A 2,200-nucleotide genomic window follows, 5' to 3' on the forward strand; every position below is an offset into this window, starting at 1 on the left:
CCCAAGCAGCTTTCGGATCACTACTTTCCCAAACTATCTCCCCCCAACGGTTAAAAACTTTAAAGTTAAAACTAGTGAAGTTACATACCTGCTCTACTTTAAATGTATTATTAAACTCATTGCCGTCTGGAGTAAAAGTATTCGGAATAAATAAATTACAATCACAATCCACTAGGTTTACTTCAACAGTATCACCGAACAAACCACAGCCTCCATTGGAAACCACCCAATACACCGCACTCTCTGGAATTACTATACTACTTGTTGATTCTCCAGTACTCCAAGTTAAATTATCTAGATTTACCGGAACGGAAAGAAGCAACTCCTCTTCTTCACAAGCTTCAATTGACTCGGGGAAATTAAAGCTATTATTATTTATGATATTAATATTAAGTGTATCAGTTTTAAAACAATCTCCTATTGAAATAGTGACAAAATACTCCCCTTCACTGTCCACATTGATAATAGAACTCGTACTCGCATCTTGCCACACATAGTTTGCTCCGGTTACATACACATCGAGTGTGAGGGTATCTCCTTCGCATATTACTGTATCTGCACCTAAATCTAGAGAAATATTTATATAACTTATACCAATACTATCTATGAAAGTACCACATTGATTCGTTGAAGTTACAGTGTAAACTCCCGGTTGATTCACTACATAAGTAGATGTCATAGAACTATCTTGCCAAAGATATTGATCAAAATTCCCGCCTGGTGTTAAGGTCAAAGTATTCCCTTCACATAACGTTGTATCTTCTCCTAAATCAAGATTTGATGTCAAAATTGAAACATTGTAAATTAGCAAAGAATCACAACTATTAGGCACACTTACAGTATCTGTAAACAACCCCGAATTGTATATGACTTGATTACTTAAATAAAGTGAATCCCCTTCACACAAATTATAAACAAGAGTGTCCGTAAACCCAATACCGCTGCCTCCAGGTATAAGATTAATTACTGTATCTAAAACAATGGTATTTCCGGAAATTAGATGCGTAGCTTCCACAATGTATTGTGTAAGACTATTGACTGTAGGTGTATAAAAATATATACTATTACAACTCCCCGTAATTGGGCTACCAACAATAACATTATTGGTTGTATCAACCAATTGGTAACTTACGTTTGGTTCGGTATGCTTCAACTCCACAACTGCGGAATCACTGGTACAATTTGTAAATCTATCCACGACTATCTCCAATGGTCTGCATGCTCTGTACACATCGTTAATATCATCATTGCTTAAAGCAGCATCATAAATTCTTACTTCATCAATACTTCCGTTGAATGAATTTATGTATGGAGAAATACTTGAGGTAGCCCCGATTGTTGTTATATAACTTATTGCTGAGGTAAAATTTACCGTAGTGTTATAATCCAAAGTTTGAGAGGTAGTGTATTCCGTACAATTCACGAACATTTTTACAGTTCTGTTCTCCGTATTGTTATTCTCTACTTTAAGTGCTAAAAACAGATAATCATTGTTTGAATAGTTAAATATTGGAGGAGTATATCTGTCACCAGCAGAATATGAAGTACAATTCTGATGAATATTTAATCCATTACTTAACCCCGAAACTGCATAATTATTAAAAGCCCATTCTACGATAGAATTACCTCTGTAGGTTGAGGCACATTGCTGTCGAATTGAAAAAATCCCCATCGCATTTGTTGCATCATTTGTCTTTATCCAGGCTGTTATTGTGAAATCATCATTCAACATGTAATTCGGTGATAATAAAACATAATCATCAACACCGTCGAATTCAAGTGCCTGCCCACATATCCCCGTTGTAAAAGTTGCTCCATTATTTGTTGCGTTCTGTCCGCCAGAACCTAGGTTAGTAAGATCACCTTCAAAGGGGAAGTAACCATACAGATTACTTATTGAGGGAGATGTTAACTCAAATAAATCCAATGGAGTTTGTGCTCTACAAATTGATAAATAACATACCAGGGTTGTGGTGGTTATAAAAATGGTTAATTTCAGTGGTTTCATAAACCAAAAATAGTGGAATTAACTTAAACTTTAAAAATCTTGTTTAACCTTAAGCTTTCTTAAATTTGCCCTAAATGGAGACCTTTAATAACATCTTTACACTTCGCGCCGAGGCTTCTTCTTCCTTGATGGAATTATTAGAGAAAAACACCTTAGGTACGAATGGTGCGAAATACAAGCATTTGGATACAG

General features: G+C 35.5%; 1 protein-coding gene. It reads right to left on the reverse strand.

All coding sequences use genetic code 11. From position 1 onward, the window contains the following. On the reverse strand, positions 1-2,008 hold a 2,008-nt coding region (locus tag AC22ZQ_RS14250; protein ID WP_318959425.1), incomplete at its 3' end, for a LamG-like jellyroll fold domain-containing protein. Positions 2,009-2,200: the final 192 nt, after the last annotated feature.

The sequence above is a fragment of the Lishizhenia sp. genome (assembly GCF_057456495.1).